The following is a 21,408-nucleotide window of genomic DNA, read 5'->3' as shown; positions in this document are numbered from 1 at the left end:
TTTCATATTTAGATATAAATCTAATGAGGTGAAATAGGGTGAGGAAGAAGACGTTAGTAACCGGTTTGCTGGTGTCCTTGATTTTAGGCATTGGAGGATATATGGCTAGTGGAAATGCTCAGTCCGACATTCAGACATTGTACCCAAGGTCTCCAGAAACTATTGTAGGAGACCCTATGCCTTACTATGATGGTAACAGTTTTAAAATGTAATACTTAGAAGATTTAAGGGACGGACAAATTGGTTATCACCCATTTAGTTTGATGGAAACGACAGACTTTTATAGTTACACGGATTATGGTGAAGTGATTCCATTTGTGAATGAAGAAGACAGTGCCGAACGAGCTCTTGGGACAGGATCCATTATTCAAGATGAAGAAGGAACCTATCATGCATTTTATACGGGGCATAATCAGCAAAGAAGTCCTAAAGAAGATATTATACATGCGAGCAGTGAAGATGGGATAACTTTTGATAAAATTCCAGAAAACACGTTTGAAGGCGACGATATGTATGAAAAAGATGATTTTCGAGATCCCTTTGTGTTTTGGGAAAAGAAAGCCAGTTGTGGTGGATGCTAATTACAACACGACAAGATGGAGAAGGAGTTATTGCAAAATACACTTACGATAATTTAAATAAATGGGAAAATGAAGGAGTATTCTTTAAAAACGACCTTGGTAATGATTCCAATTTGGAATATCAATCACTTGTTCATTTTGATGGTAAATGGTATTTAGCATTTTCAGATCAGTGGGATCAGCGAGTTGTACATTACTGTATAGCGAATGATGTGAACGGTCCATTCGAAGCTCCTAAAAAAGGGATAGATCACATTGATGGGGCCGGTTTTTATGCAGGAAGATTAGAAACAGATGGAGAAAATCTCTATATGGTTGGGTAGATTCCTACTAAAGAAAGGCATGATGATTTATTTAGGTACAATTGGGAAGGCAATTTAGCCGTTCATCAGTTACATGCAGAAGATGATAAGTTAATTCCTGCCTTACCCAAATCAGCTTATAATAGGATAAATAAAACTGATTTTCCAGCCCGTACATTATCTTCAGGGGAATCTGTTGAATTTAAGGATGAAAATAGCACTCTCTTTGAAGGACATGTAGAGATTAAAGAGAGCGGGACTAAAGTGGCGCTTCAATTCAGTGATAATAATAACATTATCATAAACGTTGATGAAGAAAAAATGTATTATGTCAATGCTGATTTAGATAGTACCTCCCAGCGTGATCCGGTTACTGACATTCAGTTAAGCGTGGGTGAATCGGGTATCGATTTGCAGATTGTAAAAGAAAAGGTATTGTTGTTCTTTATGCAAATGATGTAGCCTTTTCAAACCGTATATATGACAGTATTGAAAAAAACTTCGTAAGCGATGAATAGCTAAGTACCTACAAATAAAAATCGGACACCTCTATAATGAGAAATGTCCGAAGCGTATAATATGCTGAATGTTTAGCGACCTTCCATCTGCACCTTTGGATTCCATGGCAAATAAGCCTCCAAAGGTGTATTTTGTCGATTTGGAAGGTAAGTTAAGAGGTAGTCCAGATATTTTCGCGGATGTAATCCGTTGGATTTGGCGGTCTCAACGAGACTCAAAATAGTCGCAACGGCATGAGCACCCTCAAAAGATTTTGAAAACAGCCAGTTCTTTCTGCCCATAACGAGTGACTTGATGCCACGTTCGGCTAGATTGTTGGACAGCACGAGACGGCCGTCCTTCAGAACGTTCATCATCCGCTCTTTCTGATTCAGCGCATAGTTGATTGCTGTGCCAAGTTTTCCATGCGCAGTCAGGGATTCACACCAGTCAAAAAAGGCTTCAAGCTTCGTCTTCACTAATCAAGTGGCTTCCGCCTGAAGGGATGAGAGGGGAAGTCTCCCTATTCGAACCACATGCTGGCGGAAAGTATCGACTGATTCTCTATTATGAAAAGAAAGAACAGATTACAGGAAAAACGACTATAGATTCTGATGTTTCGGAAGGGACTTTCGTTAACGTCGTGCCGGATATGAAAATCGTCATGGCAGGCGCTTTCGATTCGGAAGACCCTGACTTAAAAGGGGTGATGACGATGACCTGGTACTTTGAAGAGAATCTGGAAGGAACCAAGATTACGGTCATTGCAGAAAATGTCCCGCTCGGAATCAACAAGCAGGATCATATTGACGGACTGAGTTCTTCACTGGACAATCTGGAATACTTTGTAGAAACAAGGTAGCTGTGCTTTGTTAATATACTTTATAGGCAGTCTCCTAATAGAACTGTACAAAACTATGTTCGTTAAGATTATAACCGATTGTTAAATGAAAAAATGTAATATTTTCGAGATATAGAGCTAAAAGGCGTACGTTTACAAGTTTAATACAATTAATTTACGTATTTTTATGGAAATCACTCCGCGGATTAGTTATGCTGTAAAAGGTGTTGCATGTGTCATTACTTATTCTTAATGACTTGGCTGTAACCCAACTATATTTTAGGAGAGATGTCATGATTTTCAAAAGCAAAACTTTTGTACTTAGTTTATTATCTTCCAGCATACTATTTTCGGCTCCGCTGGTAGTTTCGGCTGATGAAGACAACAACACAGAAGAAGGATCTGAAGTCGTCACTGTTTCATCAGAAAGTTTCGATGACTGAACGGGAAAGACTTCCAGAAACAGCTACTGTTACCTGGACCGTTGGTTTAGTTGGACTGGGATCAATTGCATCGGGCACCGCAGCTCACTTTATTAAAAAGAAATAATGGATACAGCAGCGTACATGTTTTGAGTATCTCAGATGGATAACTTAGAAGAACTCCTTTTCGAAGGGGTTCTTTTTTACATCTATAGTGTATAATGACATGAAAAGTAATAGATGTGCATGCATTATTTTAAGGAAAAAGGAAGAATGCCCAATGGAAATTAACAACCTCATTGAAGCTAAAACAAGGCAAGAATTAAGGCAATGGCTTGAAAACAACGCGAAGACTGCAGGCTTCTTCTGGGGGATAGTAAGCATGAAGGATCATGAGGGGGTTATCCAATACCTTGATGCTGTGGAGGAAGCCATCATTTTGGCTGGATTGATAGTACAAAAAAGAAAACTGCTGATAATCAGTTAGCTCAAAGGCTGTCACCAAGAAAGAAGACGAGTAACTGGACAGAGTTAAATAAAGAACGAGCAAGAAGACTGATTAAGCTGGGTCTGATGAAAGAAGAAGGGCTGAACAGTCTCCCTGATATGCGACTAGAATCGTTCGCTATAGACAAAGGCATCGATTTACTTTTGAAAGCAGACGATCAGACATACCAGAACTTCATCAATTTTCCAGAATTATACAGGCGTATCAGACTGGATACGATACAAACTTATAAAAATCAGCCTGAATTGTATATCAAACGGTTGAATAAGTTTCTTGAACAGACGAAAGAAAATAAAATGTACGGACAATGGAATGATAATGGTCGATTGATCAACTACTAATTGCTAGTTATTGTCTCAATTATTTGATTTTTTAACCTGAAAAAATGAATCTGTGCACAAGCGACATGCTGAGAAAAAAGCGTCAAAATAAAATCGTTCCTATAGTTAATCGTCTCAGTGGTCAGTAAAAAGTTCAAGACATTCTCTAATGAGATTGTCTTGAACTTTTTACGTTAGTATTGCATTTCACTCTTCCATATGTGCATGTTGTCCAAAACTGGTTGAATCCTTCATAGAGACTATATACACTGAAATTACTACAAGAGAGGGTGAGAGGATGAAGCTAAACCTAACGGAGGACAGATCATTAAAAGAGGCGGTCATTGACATTACATACAACATGTTTGATCGACGCATACAGAAAATAGTAGATACGATCAACATGGGAAATGTGAAACTGGAAGGGGTATTGAAAGATAAGCAATATTACCTCGTAAGTCACGACGTCTGCTATTTTGAAAGCGTAGATGGGCGATCCTTCATATATACTGAAAGTGACGTGTACGAGTCTAAAGAAAAGTTATATGAACTGGAAGAAAAGCTTAAAGGGACATCCTTTGTCAAAATCAATAAACAGACGCTATTAAATATGGACTATCTGGCCAGTGTGGCACCGATGGAAAACTATAGACTGGAAGCAAGCCTGAAAAATGAAGAGAAGCTGATCATCAGCCGTCATTACATGAGGGAAGTAAAAAGGTATTTAAATATTTAGTGGAGGGATTATTTATGATTAAAAATTTCATTTCGAGTTATATGAACACCATGACTTTTGTATTTTCAGTAGTCGTGCTGTTGAACGCTGCTTTGGATTACTTCCAGATTATAAATATAGGTAATGTCAGTTTGTCAGTGCTGTTACTTGCAGTCATAATCATACTTCTATGTTTGGTCTCTTACGGCACAAGTTACCTAAGCGTTAAATCAGCAAGAGTGTATCACGTGATCAATTGTGGGTTCCAATTGATTATTTTTAATTTAGTAATTAGTTTATTTGGTACTTTTGATACTTCAGTAGCGGGTTTAATGATGAACACTGTGCTATTTATTGGAATCTACTACTTGAGCGTCCAGAGAAGAAAAAGAGAACTTAGACAACTGGCTCAGGAAATCAATCACCAGTTAGCTAAATAAATTGAAGGGCAACATCTACTGTTACTATAGTTGCTAAAAATAATACCCCAATAAAACGGATGTACCAGTATCTAGGCGCACACTGGTACATCCGTTTTTAGTTTTGCTATAAAGGTGGATCCCTGATAATGCACTCATTCTTATGTGCCGGGTGAATAAGCTACACATTATCAAGTAAGACTAGTTAAAAGTAGTTCAAGCCAAGTTTAAAAGCAAGGCTATTACAACCGCTAAACTCAGTTGCTCCAACACATTCAGTAAGAATAAACTAGTGTTGTACACAATATTGTGTACAATGACAATCAATGTAAACCACGCTCTTCCCTATTGTAAACGCTTAAACATTAAGTCTACAATAAGATTATCAAAAGACGGCATTACTTTTTAAGGAGGAGTTATACATGGCAAAAGATTTTTGGCAACGGTTGGGTAAATCATTAATGACCCCCATATCATTAATAGCCGCTGCGGGTATATTTCTAGGAATAGCTGCAGTGCTGCAAAATCCAAGTATCGTTGGAGAGACATTTATTAATATGACTGCAGTTCAAAGCGTCATTGGTATTATTCGGGCACTTGCAGGAGGAATATTCGGAAACTTGCCAATACTATTTGCAGTTTCCATATCGATTGGGCTGGCTCGAAAGGAAAAGACGACAGCGGCATTTGCAGGTGTGATTGGCTTCCTGTTATTCCATATCACCATTCAGTATCTTCTGCAGGCCAATGATATCACTGCAGCAACCTATTCAGTCGATGCTTTAATGGAAACGGGATTGACTGAGTTGCAAGCTATACAAACGGCTTCTCAATACGAATTAGTTCTAGGCATCTTTACATTGAGGATGAATGTTTTTGGAGGAATCATTGTTGGTATGCTTGTATCTTATCTTCATAACACCTTTCATACCATCGACTTACCGACATCAATCAGTTTCTTTGGAGGTAAACGATTTGTTCCAATCGTTACGACTGTCAGCATTCCTTTCCTGGCTATAGTGATGTACTTTGTGTGGCCTTTCTTTGGAGCCGCAATTGAAGGAGTCGGAAACATAATCGCTCAGGCGGGTTTACTGGGAACCTTCTTATTTGGATTCCTGGAACGATTACTTATTCCAACGGGTCTTCATCATATCCTGAATCAGCTGGTTCGCTTTACACCAATTGGTGGAGTTGCAGAAATAGACGGCAATCAAGTGGTTGGAGCATTGAATATCTTCAATACCTCTCTTGCTCAAGACTCACCAGATCTTGGAGTGATGGCAGAAGCTACTCGTTTTCTTGCGCAGGGTAAGATTCCTTTCATGATATTCGGCTTACCGGCCGCAGCTTTTGCGATGGTGAAGGTAGCTTATCAGGAAAAGAAGAAGGACGTCAAAGGGTTAATGTCAGCTTCTGGTTTAGCCAGCTTCACTACAGGAATTACTGAACCTATTGAATTCTCATTTATCTTTGTTTCCCCAATTTTGTTCATCTTCAATGCTTTCATGGCAGGGTTATCCTTCATGTTGATGGATGCTCTTGGAGTAGTCATCGGTAACGTACAAGGGGGCGTCATTGATCTGTTTGTGTTCGGTATCCTCCAGGGGACTGCCACAAACTGGTTCTGGGCAGTATTAGTAGGACTCATTTACGCACCAATCTATTACTTTGTATTTAAAATAGTCATTGAAAAAAGAAGAGTACTAACTCCAGGTAGAGATGTTAATGATGATGAAATGGATATCGAGACAGATTCTAAAGTTTCAGAAGATAAATTAGGAGACGCTATTGTCAATGCCCTTGGAGGTGCCGGTAATATTCAAAGCATCGATAACTGCTTCACTCGACTAAGACTTGTATTGGAAGATACCGGTAAAGTTGACGAAGCAGGGTTAAAGAAAACTGGAGCAGCAGGTATGGTCAAAATTGATGAAACGAATTATCAAGTGATCTATGGACCGAAAGTAGAGTCCATAGCACCCAAAGTGAAAGGAGCAGCAAATTATCATGAAGAATAAAAAAAGCAGAATCGTATTAGTAGGTGGAGGATCGACATGGTCTCCGGGTATCCTTAAGGCCATGACCACACACTTAAACGAATTTCCTATTAAAGAAATAAAGCTGTATGACATCGATGCAGAACGTCAGGAAGTTATTGGAGAGTTTGCCAAGATTCTCTTTAAGGAAGAAGCACCTGAAGTGAAGGTCAGTTATACGACTGATGAAGAAGAAGCATATCGTGATGTGGACTTTGTCTTCTGTCAGATGAGAACCGGCGGCTTTGATATGCGGGAAAAAGATGAAAAAATCCCTATGAAGTATGGGGTGATCGGTCAAGAAACATGTGGGCCAGGTGGATTTGCTTATGGCTTACGTTCCATTCGAGATATGGTTCAGATGGTCAATAGTGTAAGACAGTATTCACCGGATGCTTGGATTTTGAACTATACTAATCCGGCAGCTATAGTAGCGCTGGCTTTAGACAAGATTTTCCCGGAAGAAGAGCGTATTCTTAATATATGTGATCAGCCGGTCAATTTGCTCCGTTCGTTTGCAAGCTTGATCGATTACGATGCAGATAAACTGGAGCCGGTCTATTTCGGACTTAATCATTACGGATGGTTTACTCACCTATATGATGAGGATGGAAAAGATAGAATGCCTGAAATCAAGGATATCATCTTGAACGGAGGGTTCAGACCAGTAGATGCTGAGCAGCGTGATCAGTCCTGGCTGGACACTTATGCGATGGTCGAGGATATGCTGATCGACTTTCCAGATTATTTACCAAACACGTATCTCCAGTATTACTTGTATCCTGAGTATAAGTTCTCGAAATTAGATCCGAATCGTACACGTACCGATGAAGTAAGAGAAGGGCGAGAGAAAAAGGTCTTTGAAGAATGCAGACGCATTATTGAAAATGGGACAGCCAAAGATTCTACAGTCGTTCATAACGATGCACATGGGGACATGATGGTTGAAGTGGCTGGATCGATTTTCCATAATTTACGAAAAACCTATGTCGTTATGGTCAAAAATAATGGAATTGTTTCGAATCTTCCGGACGACAGCATGATTGAAGTAGCTGCCAGTCTAACTATTAATGGCCCTCAGCCCTATGCAGTTGGACCGATTGATACTTTCTACAAAGGCCTGATCGAGTCTCAACACGGTTATGAAAAGCTGACAGTTGAAGCCTATATGGAAGGGTCCTATACCAAAGCTCTTCAAGCACTCACACTCAACCGCACGGTAGTTGATGCGAAGAAAGCTAGACAAGTCCTGGATGCTTTAATAGAGGCTAATAAGGAGTATTGGCCTGAATTAAAATAAGTAAATGACAATAAAGACGGGTGGTATATGCACCCGTCCTTATTTATGTTATGGAAGTATCGAGATGGAGATACTGTTCAATGTATTTGTCGAACAAGTAATTTGTCAAATAATGAATAGAAAAACGGTCAGTCGCATCAAGTCCATTAATTTTTAAAGGGGAACTGAATCCATATAGTTGAAGATCAGTCAGGTTAGCCAATGCATTTGAAGAAAAGCCAGTAATACTTAAAGTTTTTGCACCAGCTATTTTTGCGCGGCTAGTGGCCGCATAAACATTCGACTGATGACGTCCGCTTATACTGATTGCAATGGCGAGATCTTTTTCGCTCATGATTTGAGCATTATGCTTCATTATGTGAGGATCAATAAATGTCTGGCTTTGTTTTCCGATGATTTTCAATCGTTCGCTGAACTCTTCGGCTGGGAAGCGTGATAAGCCGACTGCAAAAAATAGTATATTATCTGCTTCATGAATAGTCCGAGTCATCTTATGAATGGCTTCTTCATTTATAAGTTGTTTTGTTTTGATTATCATATTGTCCAAAGAATAGAGTTCCCCAAGAGACGTTTGAATAGCTAAGGCTGCTAAGAAATCATCCTTGAACTGCTGGTACCCAGAAAATTCTAATTTCTGCGTTAGTCGAACGATGGTAGTTGGAGAAGTGTAGAAGTGTCCAGCTACCTCCCGTATCGTAATATCATCGAGTTGTTCACCTTGATTTAATAAGTAGGTCAGTATTTCTTCCTCATTATCATTTAAGTTCTTACGGTGCTGTTCCAATTTATCGTAAAAGCCCATATGTACACCCCTTATTCTTTTCTCTAATCTTATCAAAGAAACGAGTAGAATAATTGAAAATAGTTAAACTATAAAAAAAATATAATTTGAACCAGAATGAAATTCAGTTTATTGAAGATAAAGTAAAACCAATGGAATAAAATATAAGCAAGACATTGTTGTATTCAACCAGCATCTATGGAATAGGTTAATATTTTAATGCAACACTAGTGATTGCAGGGTAAAAGTACATAACTCTGCGGAAGGAAAAACGCAATATAAAAAGCCATTGCAAGGCACCTGAAAATCCTCTAAAGGTAGAGTGCCTACACTTTAACTGGAGGTATGAAAGGTTTGCTCGCAATGACTGATATTAATACTATAAAAAATTGAAGGAATAATCACGATAAATCGATTGATCACATAAGAAAAGAAGTTGGAGTGAATTGGCGCACTGCTAAAAAATACGCTAATGGCAATAACTTTCCAAAGAAGAAAATAGAAAAAACAGGCATGATGTATGAAAAAAATGAGGAGGTATTTTAACCTTATGGCTTGCCGAAAGTAATCCGAATAGATAATATGTCAGTTACAAACCATTAGTGAGCTACAATCAACTTAAGAAACAAATTGAAGACTATATCAAGTATTATAATATCATCCGAACAAAACAAAAACTGGCCGGCTTAAGTCCAGTGGAATGCCGAACTCAAACCAGCCAGTTGGCTGCATAATATTAAACTCTAACTATTGGGTGTCAGCACCAACAGACTGTTTTCATTGTTCATTTTGTTTAAGAGCTGTTTTTTCCAGCCTTTACTTATGCCGTATTTTATACTAATGAAACTTTCAACACGTTCTAATCCAGTTTCAATAACATTGCATTTATCGCAACAATAATTGTACTTAATGACATCAAAACTGCCCCCATTGCTGGTGTTAGTAAGATATTCCACCCTGCCAATACTCCTGCTGCTAAAGGAATAGCAACAATATTATATCCTGCTCCCCACCATAAATTTTGAACCATTTTTCTGGAACTATTTTTCGCTAGAGAAAGAAAATGAAGAATATCTGCAGGATTACTTTTTACTAATATGGTGTCCGCGGATTCAATTGCCACATCTGTTCCTGCTCCAATAGCTAATCCAACGTTTGCTCGTACTAAACTCGGTGCGTCATTTACACCATCTCCTACCATCATAACTACATGTCCTTGATCTCTATATTCTTTTACTTTCTTTTCTTTATCTTCAGGCATCAATTGTGCATGAACTTCTTTAATTCCCAGTTCTCTAGCCACGGCATTCGCAACTTGTTTATTGTCTCCTGTTAACATTACTGGTTGAATTCCCTCGTTTATAAGTGTTTCAATAAGACCATAAGCTTCTGCTTTAATTTGATCTCCTTGAGCAACCAACCCAATAACTTGTTCATTTAAAATTAGAAAACTTACTGAATTTCCTTGGCTAGAGAGTTTTTCAAACTGCTCTTTATTATATTTTAATCTGTTTTTTTCTAAATATGACACACTGACTATTTTAAAGTGCTTATGATTAATTGTCCCTTCTAACCCCACACCTGAGAGTGTGTCCACATTTTCTGCTTCAGGTAAGCTAAGGTTAATCTCTTTTACTTTATTCAATATCCCAACAGATAACGGGTGACTTGAGTGTTCTTCTAATGCTCCAAATAAACTTAAGACATCTTCATCCGAATACTCATCTGAGTAAGAAATATATGTGTTTACTTCAAAATTACCTTCTGTTAATGTTCCAGTTTTATCCATTAAAACTTTATCCAATTTCTTCGCCACTTCTAAAGCTTGTCTATTTTTTATAAGTAAACCATTTTGTGCTCCTAAAGATGTTGTGCGAGCTGTAACAAGCGGAATAGCTAAACCTAGTGCATGAGGACAAGCAATGATTAATACTGTAACCATTCTTTCTAACGCAATATTCATATCTCCAGTTAGGGATAGCCAAACGATGAAAGCTCCAATTCCTGCAACCAATGCAACATAGAATAGCCATTTAGCTACTTTATCTGACATTGTCTCAGCTCTAGATTTTTCTTTCTGTGCATTACTTACTAATTCCATAACTTGAGATAGATAGCTTGATTCTCCTGTGGCAGTAACCTCAACTGTTATCGTTCCTGAGCCGTTGACAGATCCACCAATTACGGTATCATTTGTATTTTTTTCTACCTGCTTGGATTCTCCCGTGACCATTGATTCATTGACTGTTGTACTTCCTGAAACAACGATCCCATCTGTCGGAATCTTTTCACCAGCTTTTACTCGAACAAATTGACCTTCTTTTACCTCTTGTAAAGGAACTTCTTTTGTTTGTCCGTCATTATCAATAACTATTGCAGAACTAGGTAATAGTTCTGCCATTTTTTGTAAGGCATTTCCAGCATTACTGATTGCATTCATTTCAATCCAGTGTCCTAAAAGCATAATGATTATTAACGTTGCCAACTCCCAAAAAAAGTCCATCACATGGGTATCTGTTTGAAAAAGTTCATTAACAACAAACGCATACATACTATAGATATAGGCTACTGTGATTCCAAGTGAAATCAAGGTCATCATAGCAGGGTTTTTACTATCTAACTCCATTTTCGCTCCTTTTAAAAATGGAAGTCCTCCATAAAAGAATAAGATAGTTGCTAAAATAGCTACAACCCATTCTGACCCAGTGAATGTAACTTGAAATGGTAATTCCATTCCCATCATAGGAGCAAATAATATAATCGGGATAGCTAAAATAAGGGAAACAAAAAAATTAATTTTTAAATTCCCCATGTGCATGGAATGATCCATTCCTCCATGATCATGGGGATCAGCGTGAGATGAATGGTCATGATGAGTGTGCTCATGATGCTCATGATGGCTATGTTGATGTTTCATATTAACACTTCCCTTTCGTTTACAATTGTACTCGTTTATGTTTTATAGTTTACAATTGTAAACTATAAAAGTCAAGAATATCGTCTTCTTTTATCAAATTACTTTAAAAAAATTAGTTTATTTTACTGATAACTGAATAATTTATGGCTCAACATTGATATATTCAACTTGATCATCTGGTAAAGCTATTCTCTTTGCACCACATATCGTCTTATTCTCTTTATAGCGTCGATAATAGTCTAGGATAGTTGGTCAGTGTCAAGAAATGTTTAACAGTGTAAATAGGCTGTTTTTGTTCCTTGTTTTTGTTCGTCCAAGCTTATCAGCAATTTGTGGTGCGTATAAATCAAGAGTAAGATAAGTTTCTATCCAACCGAATTCTTCCATGGTAAGATGGGTATAGGACATGTGTGGTCACTCTCCTAATATTCCTGATTGTTAATTATGGAATGAGTGTACCGCAAATGGTCTTTTTAATCGAGTAGCTTGATTTTACAAGTTAAGTGATAAAACTAAAGAGCTAAAGGAGAACTAACATGTCTGACGTAAAAGAAAAAGCACTTCAAGTGAGTAAAGAAAAAGGTGGAAAGATCGAGATTAATTCCAAAGTTAAGATCGAGTCCATGGAAGATTTGGCTATAGCATACACACCAGGCGTTGCAGCTGTGAGTTCAGCTATTGCTGACAATAAAGAAGACGTTTATACTTACACATCGAAACGTAATTTAGTGGCAGTGGTGACTGACGGATCTGCCGTACTTGGTCTGGGTAATATTGGTCCTGAAGCAGCTATCCCTGTAATGGAAGGGAAAGCAGCCTTATTCAAACGTTTTGCTGATGTGGATGCTGTGCCGATCTCTCTGGACACAAATGATGTAGAAGAAATCATCGCTCACGTCAAAGCGATTGCTCCATCTTTTGGGGGCATCAACTTAGAAGATATTAGTGCACCGAGATGTTTTGAAATAGAACGCAGATTGAAAGAATCATTAGATATCCCGGTATTCCATGATGATCAGCACGGGACAGCTATCGTTGTTCTGGCGGGGATATATAATGCTTTGAAATTAGCTGACAAAAAAATTGACGAAGTTAAAGTCGTCGTTAACGGTGGAGGAGCAGCAGGTGTCGCGATTTCCAAGCGTCTACTGACTGCAGGAGTAAAACGTATCCTGTTGGTAGACAAAGAAGGTATTGTATCTTCAGATAATCCGAATCTTGAAGAACGACATGAGGAAATAGCGTCAATGACTAACCAGGACAACATTAAAGGAGATCTACAGGAAGCTCTAAAAGATGCAGATGTTTTTGTTGGTGTATCCGCTCCTAATGTTCTTAAAAAAGAATGGATTAGTTCAATGAACGATAAGCCGATTATCTTTGCGATGGCGAATCCGGAACCAGAAATCAACCCTCAAGATGCCAAAGACGGGGGAGCATTCATTGTGGGAACGGGAAGAAGCGATTTTCCTAATCAGATCAATAATGTTCTGGCTTTTCCAGGGATTTTCAGAGGCGCTTTGGATGCTCGTGCCAGTAACATCACAGACGATATGCAGATTGCGGCAGCTAAAGGGATTGCCAGTGTAATTAGTGATGAGGAGCTATCAGTAGATAACATTATTCCAAACGTGTTTACGCCTGGGGTCGCTTCAATTGTTGCGGATAGTGTTAAACACGCAAAATCAGAATAAGCTTATCACTTTCCAGCATAGAATAATGCGAAGAAAAGGACCAGATTCAGCTTCAGAGGCTGAGTCCGGTCCTTTTTGTTTGTATTGTCAATCGTGTGTTAGGCACTCTGTTGCAGGAGTAGTTTTTCGATCTCAACAGCACTTTCGGGATGACCGTACTTGTATCCTTGACCATATTCACAGCCAGCCTTATTCAGGAAGGTAACTTGTTTAGTGGTTTCAACACCTTCTGCGATCACTTTACTATTTAAAGTATGCCCTAAACTAATTATCGTGTTGATGATCTGACCGTTATGCTCATTCTCCGGAACATCTTTCAAAAATGTTTCGTCAATTTTTATAGTATCAATAGGAACTGCATTCAGAACACTCAGTGACGAATAGCCCGTTCCGAAGTCGTCTATGGCTACTTCGATTCCCATATGTCTTAAGTGACGAATAGTCTTAGACGCCTTTTCAGTATTCTGCAGTACACTCTCAGGTATATCAAGGGTCAACATATCAGGTTTGAAATGATTGTTGCCCAAGGTAGTGTTTAGTTTTCTCGAAAAGAGAGGATCCTCAAATTGAGCAGTTGAAACATTAACTGATAATCTGAAATCAAGTCCCTTATTATGCCATGCTTTCATTTGTTTAGTGGCTGTATCGATTACCCACAGTCCTATTTCACTCATGATACCCAGCCGCTCAGCCAGAGGGATGAATTCTGAAGGCTTAACTTTGCCAAGGTCAGGGTTGTCCCAATGGATGAAGGCTTCAACTCCAAAGATTTGACCAGTTTTCATATCAACTATTGGCTGATAATGCACTTCCAGCTCATTCAGTTCCATGGCTTTCTTCAAATGTTTCTCGACATTGTTTCTACGTACTTCAGCTTCTTCAAGATCAGGATTGGCAAAACGATAGGTATTCTTGCCTTGTTCTTTAGCCCGGTACATAGCCCTGTCAGCTTTGCCGATCAGGCCTTCGATTGTTGTATCGTCTTTAGGAAACATACTCACACCTATACTTGCTGAGATAGTACTGTGCTCAACGTTCAGATCGTAAGGGGTCTTGAACGTTTCGATAAGACCGTGGACGACATTGATAAACTGTTTATAAGACTGGTATCTCATGATTACTATGAATTCGTCACCACCATGTCGAAAGACCATACCTTTTTTTCCGACAAAGCTGTTAAGACGTTCACCGATCTGTACAAGCAGTCTATCACCGACATTATGCCCGTAGCTGTCATTAACAAACTTGAAATGATCCAGATCAAGAAACAGAACAGCCAGAGACTCTTTGTTTTCAGAGCACTTAGTCATTTCATCTTCCATGTGCTGCAGCAGTTTCTTTCTGTTTGGCAGTCCGGTCAGATAGTCATGGGTGGCATTATGATACAACTTTTCTTCCAGTTCTTTCCGATCAGTAATGTCATAGGCCACTCCGGTTAAATGAGTCACTTTATTTTTTTCATTAAAAATCGGTTTACCCCATGCATCAAGCCAGCGAATTTCTTCATTTCCATTTCTGAAACGGAATGCTCTGTTTGAGGGCAATCCAGATTTTAGTCGTGCATAATGTTCTTCAGCAATATGCATGTCTTCAGGGATTACACGGTCTTTCCATAACTCATAATTCTTCATGAATTCATCTCTTGAGAAACCGTATACCTGTTCAAAACCTTGAGAGGGAAGGAATGTTTTTTCCGCAAAGTCGATGGTCCATAAATAAGCGTTGTTATTATCAAATAAGGAATTAAGCTCATTTTCCCTAAGAAGAAGTTTCTGTCGGCTTTCTTTGTATTTCTGGTTTATCTCATGTACACCATCTAATTGCCGGTACTGATAGAGTGTATAGACAAGCAGGATTAGAATGAGAATATGTAGGACTGCAGTGGTTAGAGTGTACGAAACACCATAATGATTCAAGACGTACGGGATCGCAAAGAAACCGATAAGGCAATAAGTGGCATAAATCAGTCCTCTTTTTAAATGTTTCGACGACATAAGCGAGTTATCTCCTTTTCCAGTTCATGTTAATACAGTAATCTCCTTTTAGTGTAAGTCAGGAAAATTAAATGCTAGAATAAATATATCAGACATGGAGAAGCTAAGCCAGTATTATCCCTAGTTTGAACTATTTAGCTTAATTCATACTTAGAAGGATATAATTGACTAAGCGACTTCAGAATAAGTAAGTAACAATACTAAATAAACTAAATTGTTAAATAATACATAGAAACAGATCAAGTTCAACCGTTATGGCTAGTCTTGATCTGTTTCTGTATGTAAATAAGTTGGAGTGGCTTAAAAAAGAGAGTGCACGGATATCATGAAGAAAAAGTAGCTTATTTTTTCAAGATTACATGCTTAAAAAGTACAAGAGTACGCAATTATTTTACACTTATGAATACCACATACCAATTCCCAAAAGTAACAGGAGAATAATGAATAGATAGTAGCCCACCCAAAGCATAAATATAAGCAGACAAATTTTTCTAAGTAAAGTACCAGGAGGAGCTAAAATATAAATCACAGAAAAAGGAATGCTAAATAACAGTGTAGCCAGCTGGAAAACACCAGTTGCAAAAGTCATGAAGAAGAGAGTATAGGCTAATCGCCTTTGCGTTGAAGCGCTAGTCACAAAGAGAATCCAAAACGAATCAACGAAAGGCTTTAAACCGGGTGAATCGTGAGGTTCTGTTGAGTGCTTATTATTTTGTGTGACTTCTTTATCAAGGTTTGAGGCATCAAATGTTTGCTTATCCAAATCTTCGATGCCAAAGTCTTCTTTCAGAAGCCAGTCATAGGATACTTCAAACAATTCACTAATTAATTCTAAATTGTATGGATCGGGTCTGGTTACATTATTTTCCCATCTTGATATGGTCTGCCGCTCAATCAGCAGTTCTTTTGCCATATCATTTTGAGAATAGCCTTTAGTTTTTCTAAGGTATTTGATTTTCTCGGACAGAAGCATCCCAGCACCTCACGAATATAGTTTAATTAAATGTAGCATATAACAGTATTAGTATCTATATTAATCTATACTTACTGGACCTTGTTTCAACAAAAGTAACAGGGTGTTTCTAGGGGGAAACATCTCGTTACTTTTAAAAAAAACATAAAATAGTATAGTTGATTTAAAGGAGGCATAGAATACTAATAACTTCTCTGTGAATTTAACCGTAGAGATAAAAAAATAGTGGAGGTTAGAGAAATGAAGAAAAAAATACTTGGGTTATTACTGATAGTTGCTCTTATACTAATAAGCTCATTGGTTGGAACAAGTAATGTACACGCAGAAGAAAATATTGCACACAATTTAACTGTAGAGGACTACAAGGATTTCTTATTAGAAAATGACCTTGAAGTCTATAAAGAGTTTAATGAGTTAAGTGAAGAAGAACAAAAAGAATTTGTAAAAATTATAAGTGATCCAAAAACTTATATGAATGATGAAAATTGGGAGATTGTTGAAGGGGTTGAGCAATATAGTAATGAGCTCAGTACTAATACTTATTCTCTTTTGAGCAATACTAGGACATATAGTAGGTACAGAGATTATAATATGACTATACTGGGTATTACAGTCACAGGATAAAGGATATCCCTGAGATGCGAAGTAGTTGAAAGTAGAGTAAATAGAATACTGTCTCGCTCTGCAACAGTAGAGAGAAGATTAAACCCAATGGTTCAAACTGGACAAACGAGTTTAAATGCGTATGTGTCAAATAATAGAGCAAATGCGGAAGCTAGTTTTCATTATAGTATAGGACCAATTAAAGGTTTATCACAACAAATTGGAACGCTAAGAGGACACATTGCATATAACGAAAATGGATCATTGATGAGAAATGCTTGGAGAAGGGATTAGCTATGAAGAGAACGCATAAAATTATATACGGGATAGCTATCATTATTATTTTTTTGATGCTTGTAGGTTTGATACAGTGGTTTGTTCCAAATTTGTTTTGATTTCCTAATAATATAAGTTTTATTTTTAGACAATATATGAAGGAAAGACCCAATAGGATCTACATAAAAGGAAGTTCTCTTTATGAGGCTTCTTTTTTTGCATATGGGAAAATATACTAGAAGTAAGGGAACTATTATTCGTCGGCTACGTTTTTAGAAGATTAAATGAGATTAGATAATGCATAAAAGAGAATGAAGCGGTAAACTAAACTTACTTCAACACATCTTTTTCAAGTATAAATATATAGATGCCCCGACGGAACTGGTTAGAACTATGGAACCAGTGATAGCGACAGCCGATACGTCTGTCACCTTTGACTTTGAAGAGGAGCCTGACGATTATTCGATCCGGATCTGGGAAGATGAAACGACCACCACCGGATCGTCGTCGGACATTGATTTGTCCGCTCAAGGGGAAGTCGTTTACGAAGTCCAGGCAGAGTGGGAACAGGGAGAAGCAAGTTATGCATTTTCACTGATCTTGGAGTAGAACAGAAAGAGGATAAAGCGTATAATATATGATGTGAGAATCGGAACTGGACCTTCGGTAAAGACGAAGGTCTGGTTTTTTGCGTCAGTTTACATTAAACTGTTCCAGTTGGGCTTTTTTATCATACAGTGAAGTATAATTTTTTAAAGTTCTGCCGGATTACATTATAGAATCAATAGATAAGGAGATCGTTAAGCAATGACATATGCACTTGAAATAGAAGGCTTGAAGAAGGTCTATGCAGGAGGCGTGGAAGCTCTGCGCGGCATTGATCTGACTGTTGAAGAAGGAGATTTTTATGCCCTTCTTGGACCGAATGGAGCCGGGAAATCTACGACGATCGGTATCGTCACGTCTTTAGTGAATAAGACTTCAGGAAAAGTAAAAGTCTTTGGTTATGATCTGGACACGCAGCTGATGCAGGTCAAAAGACAGATTGGGCTGGTTCCTCAGGAATTCAACTTCAATCCGTTTGAAACCGTCCAGCAGATTGTCGTGAATCAGGCCGGTTACTACGGGGTTTCCCGTAAAGAGGCCCTTGAGCGCAGTGAGAAGTATCTTAAGCAGTCTGATCTCTGGGAAAAGAGAGACGTCCGTGCTCGTATGCTGTCCGGGGGAATGAAACGACGTCTGATGATCGCCCGTGCTTTGATGCATGAGCCGAAGCTGCTGATTCTGGATGAGCCGACTGCCGGTGTGGATATAGAGCTGCGCCGCGAGATGTGGACCTTCCTGAAAGAGTTGAATGCCAGTGGCACGACCATTATCCTGACCACCCATTATCTGGAAGAAGCGGAAATGCTCTGCCGCAATATCGGAATCATTCAAAAGGGGGAGCTCATCGAAAACACGAGCATGAAATCTCTCTTGGCCAAGCTTCAATTTGAAACCTTTATTCTGGATCTCGATTCATCAGACAGACAGCCAGTCATTACTGGTTTCGACTTTGAAATGATCGAAGATTCGACATTGGCAGTAGAAGTTGCCCGGGACCAGGGCATCAACGAGGTGTTCAGTCAGCTGACCGAACAGGGGATCAAAGTTCTGTCCATGAGAAACAAATCGAATCGTCTAGAAGAACTCTTCCTGAAAATTACGGAAGAAAAACACGTAGTGGAGGATGCACATGTTTAGTCTTTATTTTACAGCGTTAAAAAGTCTGGCGGTCAAGGAGACGAACCGCTACCTTAGAATTTGGATCCAGACCTTGGTTCCACCAGTCATCACGACTTCTTTGTATTTCGTTATTTTCGGAAATCTGATCGGTGGACGAATTGGTGAAATGGAAGGTTTCTCCTATATGGAGTTCATCGTTCCCGGACTGATCATGATGTCGGTCATTACGAGTTCCTATTCAAATGTCTCGTCGTCCTTCTTTTCTCAAAAATTTCAGAAGAATATTGAAGAACTTTTAATTGCACCTGTTCCGACGCATATCATTATGTGGGGATTTGTTATAGGGGGGCTGGGAAGAAGTATTCTTGTAGGAGCACTTGTCACGATCATTTCTCTGTTCTTCGTGCCGCTGCAAGTCTACTCCTGGAGTGTAGTCATTCTGACCCTTCTAATGACATCTATTCTCTTTTCACTGGCTGGACTTCTGAACGGGATCTTCGCACAGTCCTTTGATGATGTGTCGATAGTTCCGACATTCGTCTTACAGCCGCTGACTTATCTGGGAGGGGTATTCTATGCGATTTCGATGCTGCCGCCATTCTGGCAAGCCGTTTCCCGCGTGAACCCGATCGTCTACATGATTTCTGGTTTCCGCTTCGGCTTCCTAGGTGTCATCGATGTACCAATCGTTTTCTCTGTCCTCATTCTGATCCTGTTCATCATCGTTCTATACTCGATCGACTGGTATCTGATTGAAAAAGGCCGAGGACTTCGAAGTTAATTATAATCTTACTATTCAGGAAGACATTGCCATAAAAAAATCAAACTCTAGCCTGTCGTAATTAGTTTATTCAACTGATTCCGACAGGTTTTTTATATAGGAGTAAAAATATTTTTTAGTCGTTCCAGGTTTTAGTGTGACAGCTCAATAATAGTACTGTCTGTGTTTCTATAAATATTGCTTACAAAAAATAAGATAAAAGGCTTGCTTTTTAATCAGTTGACATGTAAACTGATGGTATAGAAAGGAATGATACCGGTGAAACGAAATACGTTAGCGTCACTGATCTGGGTTCGCATCACACGATTCACACATCAAAGTGCACTGCTGTCCAACGACTTTCTGAAACGCTTCGACATCACGGCCGCTCAGTTCGATGTACTGAATCAGATTGGCACCTATCAGCCTTTGTCCCAAAGTGAACTGGCCGAGAAGATTACGATTTCAGCCGGTGGCATTTCGAGGATGCTGAGTAGACTGGAGCGGGACGGATATATCCAGCGGACCAGTGAATGGAAGACAAAGTGGATCAGCCTGACTGATAAAGGCGAAGCGAAACTGGAAAGTGTGTTCGAACACCAGCTGGCATTTCAGACATCGCTGATGGAGGACTGCCTGTCCAGAGAAGAACAGAAGACATTGTATAAATTAATGACGAAAGTCCAACGACATACGGAAAAAGAACTGGGCTAGCAGTGCCCAATTTTTTTACTCAATCAATCGACTAATCAAGTGACGATTAACAGGAGGAAAACACATGTCAACAATTTTAGGACATCATCATATCTCCATGCTGGTGAAGAATGCGAAAGAAACCGATCATTTTTACAAAAATATCCTGGGACTGCGCCGGGTAAAAGTTACCGTCAATCAAGACGACCCGACCATGTATCACTTATTTTACGGAGACAAGACTGGGAGTCCGGGAACAGGCCTTACTTTCTTTGAAATGCCGAAAATTGGGCGTACGCACAGGGGAACGAATGCCATTACCCGCATAGGTTTGATGGTGCCGACAGAAGAAAGTCTGAATTACTGGAAAGCGCGCTTTGAGGAGCTGGACGTATACCACGGCAGTATTACAACTTACGCCAGACGTCAGGGCATTAAATTTGAAGATCCGTATGGCCTGCAGCTTGTTTTACTCGTAGTGAACGGTGAAGAAATGTCTCACTGGCAAAGCTACCCTCAGTCAGAGGTGCCTGAAGCGCATCAGATCCGAGGCATGGGACCGATCGAAATAACGGTACGAGACAGTGAAAAATTTGCCCACACACTGACTGAACTGATGGGTTATTCTCCCATTTATCAGGAACACACAGACACGCTTTATCAGACCCAAAAGGGAGACAGTTATGGAGAAATTTTGGTCAAACACTTAGAAGGTCCTGATGAACGCCCTGGAAGAGGAAGCATTCACCATCTGGCCATTCGAGTCAGTGAAGAATCCGAGCTGAGCTATTGGGATGATTTGGCGAAAACTAACCATTTTGCCTCGTCCGGTCTGGTTGACCGCTATTACTTCCAGAGTCTCTATTTCAGGGAGTCCAACGGTATCCTGTTTGAAATTGCGACAGATAAACCGGGATTCACAGTGGATCAGAGCAGTGATGAATTAGGTGAGCGCCTCGTTCTCCCGCCATTTTTGGAAGACAGACGTGAAGAAATTGAAAGCAACTTGACCCCGTTAGATTAGATTAAATTAAATTAAAAATTAAC

At 39.1% G+C, this 21,408-nt stretch carries 24 protein-coding genes; 19 read left to right on the top strand and 5 right to left on the bottom strand.

The window, feature by feature from the left end:
* The first annotated feature begins 38 nt into the window (after nucleotides 1-38).
* The 4 genes from ACYQ4S_RS02315 to ACYQ4S_RS02300 all read left to right on the top strand — a co-directional run bounded on the left by ACYQ4S_RS02315 (nucleotide 39) and on the right by ACYQ4S_RS02300 (nucleotide 1,345).
* Nucleotides 39-212 (top strand): hypothetical protein, encoded by a 174-nt coding sequence (locus ACYQ4S_RS02315; protein ID WP_459769106.1) that lies wholly within the window; start codon nucleotides 39-41, stop codon nucleotides 210-212.
* A gap of 105 nt (nucleotides 213-317) precedes the next feature.
* Nucleotides 318-581, top strand: a complete 264-nt coding sequence (locus ACYQ4S_RS02310) for a hypothetical protein (RefSeq protein ID WP_459769105.1) — start codon at nucleotides 318-320, stop codon at nucleotides 579-581.
* Complete coding sequence (locus ACYQ4S_RS02305; protein WP_459769104.1) at nucleotides 575-904, top strand: glycoside hydrolase family protein; 330 nt, start codon at nucleotides 575-577, stop codon at nucleotides 902-904. The genes ACYQ4S_RS02310 and ACYQ4S_RS02305 overlap by 7 nt, the downstream gene beginning before the upstream one ends.
* Nucleotides 905-1,147: 243 nt before the next feature.
* Complete coding sequence (locus ACYQ4S_RS02300; protein WP_459769102.1) at nucleotides 1,148-1,345, top strand: hypothetical protein; 198 nt, start codon at nucleotides 1,148-1,150, stop codon at nucleotides 1,343-1,345.
* 128 nt (nucleotides 1,346-1,473) lie between these two features.
* Here the strand turns inward: ACYQ4S_RS02300 and ACYQ4S_RS02295 are convergent, their stop codons facing one another.
* Nucleotides 1,474-1,860 (bottom strand): IS66 family transposase, encoded by a 387-nt coding sequence (locus ACYQ4S_RS02295; RefSeq protein ID WP_459769101.1) that lies wholly within the window; start codon nucleotides 1,858-1,860, stop codon nucleotides 1,474-1,476.
* A gap of 26 nt (nucleotides 1,861-1,886) precedes the next feature.
* Here ACYQ4S_RS02295 and ACYQ4S_RS02290 point away from each other — a divergent pair, with 26 nt between their 5' ends.
* The 7 genes from ACYQ4S_RS02290 to ACYQ4S_RS02260 all read left to right on the top strand — a co-directional run bounded on the left by ACYQ4S_RS02290 (nucleotide 1,887) and on the right by ACYQ4S_RS02260 (nucleotide 7,945).
* Nucleotides 1,887-2,243: an SRPBCC domain-containing protein gene (locus ACYQ4S_RS02290; protein WP_459769099.1), complete on the top strand. Its 357-nt coding sequence runs from the start codon at nucleotides 1,887-1,889 to the stop codon at nucleotides 2,241-2,243.
* Nucleotides 2,244-2,597: 354 nt separating this feature from the next.
* Entirely contained in the window at nucleotides 2,598-2,771 is a 174-nt protein-coding gene (locus ACYQ4S_RS02285) for a hypothetical protein (RefSeq protein ID WP_459769097.1), read from the top strand.
* Nucleotides 2,772-2,924: 153 nt separating this feature from the next.
* Nucleotides 2,925-3,131 carry a hypothetical protein gene (locus ACYQ4S_RS02280; RefSeq protein ID WP_459769095.1) on the top strand — a complete coding sequence of 69 codons (207 nt, stop codon included), beginning with the start codon at nucleotides 2,925-2,927 and terminating at the stop codon, nucleotides 3,129-3,131.
* 86 nt (nucleotides 3,132-3,217) lie between these two features.
* The gene (locus tag ACYQ4S_RS02275) at nucleotides 3,218-3,493 is read left to right on the top strand and encodes a YdeI/OmpD-associated family protein (RefSeq protein WP_459769094.1); all 276 of its coding nucleotides are present in this window, start codon (nucleotides 3,218-3,220) and stop codon (nucleotides 3,491-3,493) included.
* A 277-nt stretch (nucleotides 3,494-3,770) separates the two neighbouring features.
* Nucleotides 3,771-4,208: a LytTR family DNA-binding domain-containing protein gene (locus tag ACYQ4S_RS02270; protein WP_091482916.1), complete on the top strand. Its 438-nt coding sequence runs from the start codon at nucleotides 3,771-3,773 to the stop codon at nucleotides 4,206-4,208.
* Nucleotides 4,209-5,028: 820 nt separating this feature from the next.
* Nucleotides 5,029-6,627 (top strand): PTS transporter subunit EIIC, encoded by a 1,599-nt coding sequence (locus ACYQ4S_RS02265; protein WP_346024307.1) that lies wholly within the window; start codon nucleotides 5,029-5,031, stop codon nucleotides 6,625-6,627.
* Complete coding sequence (locus tag ACYQ4S_RS02260; RefSeq protein WP_346024308.1) at nucleotides 6,617-7,945, top strand: 6-phospho-alpha-glucosidase; 1,329 nt, start codon at nucleotides 6,617-6,619, stop codon at nucleotides 7,943-7,945. The genes ACYQ4S_RS02265 and ACYQ4S_RS02260 overlap by 11 nt, the downstream gene beginning before the upstream one ends.
* Nucleotides 7,946-7,988: 43 nt before the next feature.
* On the opposite strand, the gene ACYQ4S_RS02255 is transcribed toward ACYQ4S_RS02260, so the two are convergent.
* Complete coding sequence (locus tag ACYQ4S_RS02255) at nucleotides 7,989-8,747, bottom strand: MurR/RpiR family transcriptional regulator (protein ID WP_346024309.1); 759 nt, start codon at nucleotides 8,745-8,747, stop codon at nucleotides 7,989-7,991.
* A gap of 581 nt (nucleotides 8,748-9,328) precedes the next feature.
* Between ACYQ4S_RS02255 and ACYQ4S_RS02250 the strand changes: the two genes are divergently transcribed.
* Complete coding sequence (locus tag ACYQ4S_RS02250; protein WP_428830601.1) at nucleotides 9,329-9,460, top strand: IS3 family transposase; 132 nt, start codon at nucleotides 9,329-9,331, stop codon at nucleotides 9,458-9,460.
* Nucleotides 9,461-9,585: 125 nt separating this feature from the next.
* Here ACYQ4S_RS02250 and ACYQ4S_RS02245 read toward each other — a convergent pair whose 3' ends face one another.
* Complete coding sequence (locus tag ACYQ4S_RS02245) at nucleotides 9,586-11,643, bottom strand: heavy metal translocating P-type ATPase (RefSeq protein ID WP_459769091.1); 2,058 nt, start codon at nucleotides 11,641-11,643, stop codon at nucleotides 9,586-9,588.
* 536 nt (nucleotides 11,644-12,179) lie between these two features.
* On the opposite strand from ACYQ4S_RS02245, the gene ACYQ4S_RS02240 reads away from it, so the two are divergent.
* Nucleotides 12,180-13,337 (top strand): NAD(P)-dependent malic enzyme, encoded by a 1,158-nt coding sequence (locus ACYQ4S_RS02240; protein WP_459769089.1) that lies wholly within the window; start codon nucleotides 12,180-12,182, stop codon nucleotides 13,335-13,337.
* A gap of 98 nt (nucleotides 13,338-13,435) precedes the next feature.
* On the opposite strand, the gene ACYQ4S_RS02235 is transcribed toward ACYQ4S_RS02240, so the two are convergent.
* Complete coding sequence (locus ACYQ4S_RS02235) at nucleotides 13,436-15,331, bottom strand: putative bifunctional diguanylate cyclase/phosphodiesterase (protein ID WP_459769087.1); 1,896 nt, start codon at nucleotides 15,329-15,331, stop codon at nucleotides 13,436-13,438.
* Between the two features lie 397 nt (nucleotides 15,332-15,728).
* A complete protein-coding gene (locus ACYQ4S_RS02230) occupies nucleotides 15,729-16,304 on the bottom strand; it encodes a helix-turn-helix domain-containing protein (RefSeq protein WP_346024313.1) in 576 nt (191 codons plus the stop codon).
* A gap of 240 nt (nucleotides 16,305-16,544) precedes the next feature.
* On the opposite strand from ACYQ4S_RS02230, the gene ACYQ4S_RS02225 reads away from it, so the two are divergent.
* The 6 genes from ACYQ4S_RS02225 to ACYQ4S_RS02200 all read left to right on the top strand — a co-directional run bounded on the left by ACYQ4S_RS02225 (nucleotide 16,545) and on the right by ACYQ4S_RS02200 (nucleotide 21,385).
* Nucleotides 16,545-16,928, top strand: a complete 384-nt coding sequence (locus tag ACYQ4S_RS02225) for a hypothetical protein (RefSeq protein ID WP_459769085.1) — start codon at nucleotides 16,545-16,547, stop codon at nucleotides 16,926-16,928.
* A 648-nt stretch (nucleotides 16,929-17,576) separates the two neighbouring features.
* Nucleotides 17,577-17,792 carry a hypothetical protein gene (locus tag ACYQ4S_RS02220; protein ID WP_459769083.1) on the top strand — a complete coding sequence of 72 codons (216 nt, stop codon included), beginning with the start codon at nucleotides 17,577-17,579 and terminating at the stop codon, nucleotides 17,790-17,792.
* Nucleotides 17,793-17,990: 198 nt separating this feature from the next.
* Nucleotides 17,991-18,926 carry an ABC transporter ATP-binding protein gene (locus ACYQ4S_RS02215; RefSeq protein ID WP_091266375.1) on the top strand — a complete coding sequence of 312 codons (936 nt, stop codon included), beginning with the start codon at nucleotides 17,991-17,993 and terminating at the stop codon, nucleotides 18,924-18,926.
* Nucleotides 18,919-19,689, top strand: a complete 771-nt coding sequence (locus ACYQ4S_RS02210) for an ABC transporter permease (RefSeq protein ID WP_459769081.1) — start codon at nucleotides 18,919-18,921, stop codon at nucleotides 19,687-19,689. The genes ACYQ4S_RS02215 and ACYQ4S_RS02210 overlap by 8 nt, the downstream gene beginning before the upstream one ends.
* A 258-nt stretch (nucleotides 19,690-19,947) precedes the next feature.
* Entirely contained in the window at nucleotides 19,948-20,382 is a 435-nt protein-coding gene (locus ACYQ4S_RS02205; RefSeq protein ID WP_459769079.1) for a MarR family winged helix-turn-helix transcriptional regulator, read from the top strand.
* Between the two features lie 64 nt (nucleotides 20,383-20,446).
* Nucleotides 20,447-21,385 (top strand): ring-cleaving dioxygenase, encoded by a 939-nt coding sequence (locus ACYQ4S_RS02200; protein ID WP_459769077.1) that lies wholly within the window; start codon nucleotides 20,447-20,449, stop codon nucleotides 21,383-21,385.
* Nucleotides 21,386-21,408: the final 23 nt, after the last annotated feature.

The sequence above is a fragment of the Alkalibacterium sp. s-m-28 genome (assembly GCF_054658175.1).
Note: the sequence above shows the minus strand (reverse complement) of the source record. Positions and strands in the feature narration are given on the sequence as shown.

Bases quoted from the DNA above. Each gene is read 5' to 3' on its own strand.
- ACYQ4S_RS02225 (WP_459769085.1), top strand. From the start codon at position 16,545: ATGAAGAAAAAAATACTTGGGTTATTACTGATAGTTGCTCTTATACTA.
- ACYQ4S_RS02230 (WP_346024313.1), bottom strand. From the start codon at position 16,304: ATGCTTCTGTCCGAGAAAATCAAATACCTTAGAAAAACTAAAGGCTAT.
- ACYQ4S_RS02260 (WP_346024308.1), top strand. From the start codon at position 6,617: ATGAAGAATAAAAAAAGCAGAATCGTATTAGTAGGTGGAGGATCGACA.
- ACYQ4S_RS02265 (WP_346024307.1), top strand. From the start codon at position 5,029: ATGGCAAAAGATTTTTGGCAACGGTTGGGTAAATCATTAATGACCCCC.
- ACYQ4S_RS02220 (WP_459769083.1), top strand. From the start codon at position 17,577: ATGGAACCAGTGATAGCGACAGCCGATACGTCTGTCACCTTTGACTTT.
- ACYQ4S_RS02200 (WP_459769077.1), top strand. From the start codon at position 20,447: ATGTCAACAATTTTAGGACATCATCATATCTCCATGCTGGTGAAGAAT.
- ACYQ4S_RS02285 (WP_459769097.1), top strand. From the start codon at position 2,598: ATGAAGACAACAACACAGAAGAAGGATCTGAAGTCGTCACTGTTTCAT.
- ACYQ4S_RS02240 (WP_459769089.1), top strand. From the start codon at position 12,180: ATGTCTGACGTAAAAGAAAAAGCACTTCAAGTGAGTAAAGAAAAAGGT.
- ACYQ4S_RS02290 (WP_459769099.1), top strand. From the start codon at position 1,887: ATGAGAGGGGAAGTCTCCCTATTCGAACCACATGCTGGCGGAAAGTAT.
- ACYQ4S_RS02255 (WP_346024309.1), bottom strand. From the start codon at position 8,747: ATGGGCTTTTACGATAAATTGGAACAGCACCGTAAGAACTTAAATGAT.
- ACYQ4S_RS02210 (WP_459769081.1), top strand. From the start codon at position 18,919: ATGTTTAGTCTTTATTTTACAGCGTTAAAAAGTCTGGCGGTCAAGGAG.
- ACYQ4S_RS02270 (WP_091482916.1), top strand. From the start codon at position 3,771: ATGAAGCTAAACCTAACGGAGGACAGATCATTAAAAGAGGCGGTCATT.
- ACYQ4S_RS02280 (WP_459769095.1), top strand. From the start codon at position 2,925: ATGGAAATTAACAACCTCATTGAAGCTAAAACAAGGCAAGAATTAAGG.
- ACYQ4S_RS02245 (WP_459769091.1), bottom strand. From the start codon at position 11,643: ATGAAACATCAACATAGCCATCATGAGCATCATGAGCACACTCATCAT.
- ACYQ4S_RS02215 (WP_091266375.1), top strand. From the start codon at position 17,991: ATGACATATGCACTTGAAATAGAAGGCTTGAAGAAGGTCTATGCAGGA.
- ACYQ4S_RS02235 (WP_459769087.1), bottom strand. From the start codon at position 15,331: ATGTCGTCGAAACATTTAAAAAGAGGACTGATTTATGCCACTTATTGC.
- ACYQ4S_RS02305 (WP_459769104.1), top strand. From the start codon at position 575: ATGCTAATTACAACACGACAAGATGGAGAAGGAGTTATTGCAAAATAC.
- ACYQ4S_RS02275 (WP_459769094.1), top strand. From the start codon at position 3,218: ATGAAAGAAGAAGGGCTGAACAGTCTCCCTGATATGCGACTAGAATCG.